We start from the raw sequence: 4475 nt of genomic DNA on the forward strand, positions 1-4475 counted from the left end.
TGAAGACATTCTCGCCCACGACCGGCATGTTCTCCGGAACTCTGATGCCCGAGATGCTCTCCACGTACTTGCACACATGGGTGAGCTCGCTCTCGTCGAGACTGTTCTCGACCTTGAGCATGTCGTTCAGGATCACGGCCATGCTCGCCAGAGGAGTGTTTCCCGTCCTCTCTCCGAGTCCGTTCACGGTAAGGTGGAGTCCGCTGATGCCTGCCTTGACCGCAGCGTAGCTGTTCGCTACCGCGAGGTCATAGTCATTATGCCCATGGAAATCGAAGTGGATGTCGGGATAGCGCCCGGTCATCTGAGAGACCATCTTAGCTGTCTGGTCCGGGTTGAGTATGCCGAGGGTGTCAGGAAGCATGAACCTCCTGATCGAGCTATCCTTGAGTCCGTCCACGAGCTGGAACACATATTCGGGAGACTGGAGCATTCCGTTGGACCAATCCTCCAGATATATGTTGCATGAGAGCCCACGGGACTCAGCCTTGGAAACGACTTCGAGGATGTCGGCGATGTGCTGCTCCGGGGTCTTCCTTAGCTGCGTGGTTACATGACGCAGAGATCCCTTGGCAAGTATGTTGACCACCTTTCCTCCGGCATCGGCAATCCAGTCCACGGACACGCCGCCGTCGATGAAGCCGAGGGCCTCGACCCTATCAAGGCAACCCTTGGAAGCCGCCCATCTGCATATCGCGCGGAAGGCATCCGACTCGCCACGGGAAACCCTGGCGGAGGCAACCTCGATTCTGTCGACCTTGAGCTTCTCGAGGAGCATGCTCGCGATCGCCAGCTTCTCATTCACGTTGAATGAGACGCCCGCGGTCTGTTCGCCGTCCCTGAGGGTAGTGTCAAGAATTTCCAACATATCCTAATATCTGACTGACGCAGCCTCGTACTTCTCGATCTCAGCCTTCTGCTGGAGGAGATAGTCGATGTCGTCAAGCGCATTCACGAGACAATACTTCTTGTATCCGTTGATGTCGAACTTCTCAGAGCGGCCGGTGGTGAGGTTGGTGACGGTCTGTGCAGGAACGTCAACCTTCACCTGTGCCTGAGGGTCAGCGGCGATGGTCTGGAAGAGCTCCGCGAGGAACTCCTCAGAGACTACCACAGGAAGAACGAAGTTGTTGAGCTCGTTGTTCTTGTGGATGTCAGCGAAGAAACTTGAGATCACGACCCTGAATCCGTAACCGGCGATAGCCCATGCTGCATGCTCGCGGCTGGAGCCTGAACCGAAGTTCTTGCCTGCCACGAGAATCTGGTGCACGCCCTCAGAAGGGGCAGCGCAGAATGCAGGAGTATTGAACACGAACTCCTCCTTAGGAGTATTGTCAGCATTGTATCTCCAATCCCTGAAGAGGTTGTCACCGAAGAACTTCTCGTCCCTTGAAGTAGCCTTGAGGAAACGTGCAGGGATGATCTGGTCGGTGTCCACGTTCTCGAGAGGAAGAGGAACACAGGTAGACTGTATGATGTCGAACTTTGCTTTCATTGCCTTGATACTTTAAAGAAGAGTCCTAGGGTCAGTGATTACGCCTGTCACGGCTGCCGCAGCAGCTACGAGCGGACTTGCGAGAAGAGTCCTGGACTTAGGTCCCTGACGTCCCTCGAAGTTACGGTTGCTGGTAGATACCGAGTACTTGCCTGCAGGAATCTTGTCATCGTTCATCGCGAGGCATGCAGAGCAGCCTGGCTGACGGATCTCGAAACCGGCTTCCTCGAGAATCTTGTCGAGGCCCTCCTCACGGATCTGTCTGTCGACAGCCCATGAGCCCGGAACGAGCCATGCGATGATGTTGTCGGCCTTGTGACGGCCGTTAGCGATGCTGGCGAAGGCACGGAAGTCCTCGATTCGGCCGTTGGTACATGCTCCGAGGAACACGTAGTCAACCTTCTTGCCGAGGAGTTTCTCGCCTGGCTGGAATCCCATGTAGTCCATGGACTTCATGAAGGACTGGCTTGCGGTCTCCGACATACCCTCGAGAGAAGGGATAGCGGCGTCGATGGCCATGCCCATACCAGGGTTGGTTCCGTAGGTGATCATCGGGTTGATGTCAGCAGCGTTGAAGTTGAGCTCCTTGTCGAAGACAGCGTCGTCTCCGCTTCGGAGAGTGCTCCAATATGCTACTGCCTTGTCCCAAGCCTCGCCCTTAGGTGCGTACTCACGACCCTTGATGTATGCGAAGGTGATCTCGTCAGGAGCGATGAAACCGCCGCGTGCGCCCATCTCGATAGAGAGGTTGCAGAGGGTGAGACGACCTTCCATGGTCATCTCGCGTACCACTGAACCTGCGTATTCGATGAAATATCCGGTCGCGCCGCTGGTGGTGATCTGAGACATGAGATAGAGAGCCACGTCCTTAGGGGTCACTCCCCTTCCGAGGCTGCCTTCGATGTTGATCCTCATCGACTTAGGCTTAGCCTGGAGTATGCACTGCGATGCGAGTACCATCTCGACCTCACTTGTACCGATACCGAACGCTACTGCTCCCATCGCACCGTGGGTGCTGGTGTGGGAGTCACCGCAGACTATGGTCATGCCAGGAAGGGAAAGACCCTTCTCCGGTCCTACGACGTGGATGATACCGTTGTTCTTGTCGAACATGCCGTAGTGAGTGAGACCGAACTCTGCAGCGTTTGCAGCGAGGGTGTCGACCTGAGTCTTCGAGATTGGATCCTCGATAGGCTTGTCCTGGTCATGGGTAGGAGTGTTGTGGTCAGGCATGCAGAAGACCTTGTCAGGACGGAGGCACTTGATACCCCTGTTCCTGAGGCCTTCGAAAGCCTGAGGACTGGTCACCTCATGACAGTAGAGGCGGTCTATATAGAGCTGGGTAGGGCCGTCGTCGATGAGAGATACGACGTGGCTGTCCCAGATCTTGTCAAACAAAGTGTTCATCTTACTTCACGAATTTGTTGATACAATCGATATACGCCTCGACGGATGCCGTGATGACGTCGGTATTCGCACCGAAACCATAATATATATGGCCAGCGTGCTCCACCTGCATATGGACCTTACCGAGGTCGTCAGAACCCTTGGTGATGTTCTGGATTGTGAACTCCTTGAGGGTCATGTTTCGGTTGATGATCTTCTTGAGAGCATTGATAGACGCATCCACAGGACCGTTTCCGGAAGCTGCAGCCTCGAACTTCTCGCCTGCGATGTCAAGGCCGATGCTTGCGACAGGACGCACACCCAAACCGGAAGTCACCTGGAGGAAGTCGAGCTTGATGTGGCGGTTCTCCGCACGCTCTGCACCTGCAAGAACGAGAAGGTCGTCGTCGTTGACCTGTTTCTTCTTGTCGGCCATCTTGAGGAACTCCTGATATACGTCGTCGAGCTTGTCTTCAGCGATCTTGATGCCGAGAACCTCGAGCCTGTAACGGAGAGCCGCACGTCCGCTCCTTGCGGTGAGGACGATGCTGTTCTCGTCGAGGCCGATGTCATGCGGATCGATGATCTCGTAGGTGCTCATGTTCTTGAGCACGCCGTCCTGATGGATGCCGGAAGAATGCGCGAACGCGTTCTTGCCGACAATCGCCTTGTTAGGCTGGACTGGCATGTTCATCAGACTTGAGACGGTACGGCTGAGAGGATATATCTTCTTAGAGTTGATGTTCGTCTGGAGATCGATGTCGTTATGGCACTTGAGGATCATGGCAACCTCCTCGAGGGAGGTGTTACCTGCGCGCTCGCCCACACCGTTGATGGTAACCTCGCACTGGCGTGCTCCGTTGAGGAGACCGGCCATGGTGTTGGCTGTAGCCATTCCGAGGTCGTTGTGACAGTGGGTCGAGAGTATCGCGTTGTCGATGCCGTCAACGTGCTCTACGAGATACTTGATCTTGGCTCCATACTCCGATGGAAGGCAGTATCCGGTGGTGTCAGGGATGTTGATCACCTTGGCACCGGCCTTGATCACGGCCTCCACCACCCTTGCGAGGTACTCGTTGTCGGTACGTCCTGCGTCCTCTGCGTAAAACTCCACCTCGTCGACGTAGTTCCTAGCATACTTCACAGCCTTGACCGCACGCTCGATGATCTCCTCGCGGGTCGAGTTGAACTTATACTTTATGTGGGAATCCGAAGTACCGATACCGGTATGGATTCTCTTATGCTTTGCGTATTTGAGCGCCTCCGCAGCGACGTCGATGTCCTTCTGGACAGCACGTGAGAGTGCGCAGATGGTTGGCCAGGTCACAGCCTTGGAGATCTCCACGACAGAGTTGAAGTCTCCCGGGCTGGAGATCGGGAAGCCGGCTTCGATCACATCGACGCCGAGCTCCTCGAGGCTCTTGGCCACCTGGATCTTCTCAATGGTATTGAGCTGACATCCTGGTACCTGCTCTCCGTCCCTGAGGGTCGTATCAAATATGTATACCCTGTTATCCATTCAATCTTACTTGTTGTCGTTCTCTGGACGGAGCTGGCGTACGGTAACGGCAGTCTGCCACATCTCTGACTCACG

General features: G+C 55.2%; 4 protein-coding genes. All 4 read right to left on the reverse strand.

The window, feature by feature from the left end; all coding sequences use genetic code 11:
• Nucleotides 1–868, reverse strand: an 868-nt coding sequence (locus AC06ND_RS04010; protein WP_475677705.1) for a beta/alpha barrel domain-containing protein, incomplete at its 3' end; no start/stop codon positions are given.
• A gap of 3 nt (nt 869–871) precedes the next feature.
• A complete protein-coding gene (gene leuD / locus AC06ND_RS04015) occupies nt 872–1495 on the reverse strand; it encodes a 3-isopropylmalate dehydratase small subunit (protein WP_475677706.1) in 624 nt (207 codons plus the stop codon).
• A gap of 12 nt (nt 1496–1507) precedes the next feature.
• Nucleotides 1508–2902, reverse strand: a complete 1395-nt coding sequence (leuC, locus tag AC06ND_RS04020; protein WP_475677707.1) for a 3-isopropylmalate dehydratase large subunit — start codon at nt 2900–2902, stop codon at nt 1508–1510.
• Nucleotide 2903: 1 nt separating this feature from the next.
• Nucleotides 2904–4400 (reverse strand): 2-isopropylmalate synthase, encoded by a 1497-nt coding sequence (locus tag AC06ND_RS04025; protein ID WP_475677708.1) that lies wholly within the window; start codon nt 4398–4400, stop codon nt 2904–2906.
• Nucleotides 4401–4475: the final 75 nt, after the last annotated feature.

This window comes from Candidatus Cryptobacteroides sp. (genome assembly GCF_056207615.1).

Bases quoted from the DNA above. Each gene is read 5' to 3' on its own strand.
- leuD (WP_475677706.1), bottom strand. From the start codon at position 1,495: ATGAAAGCAAAGTTCGACATCATACAGTCTACCTGTGTTCCTCTTCCT.
- leuC (WP_475677707.1), bottom strand. From the start codon at position 2,902: ATGAACACTTTGTTTGACAAGATCTGGGACAGCCACGTCGTATCTCTC.
- AC06ND_RS04025 (WP_475677708.1), bottom strand. From the start codon at position 4,400: ATGGATAACAGGGTATACATATTTGATACGACCCTCAGGGACGGAGAG.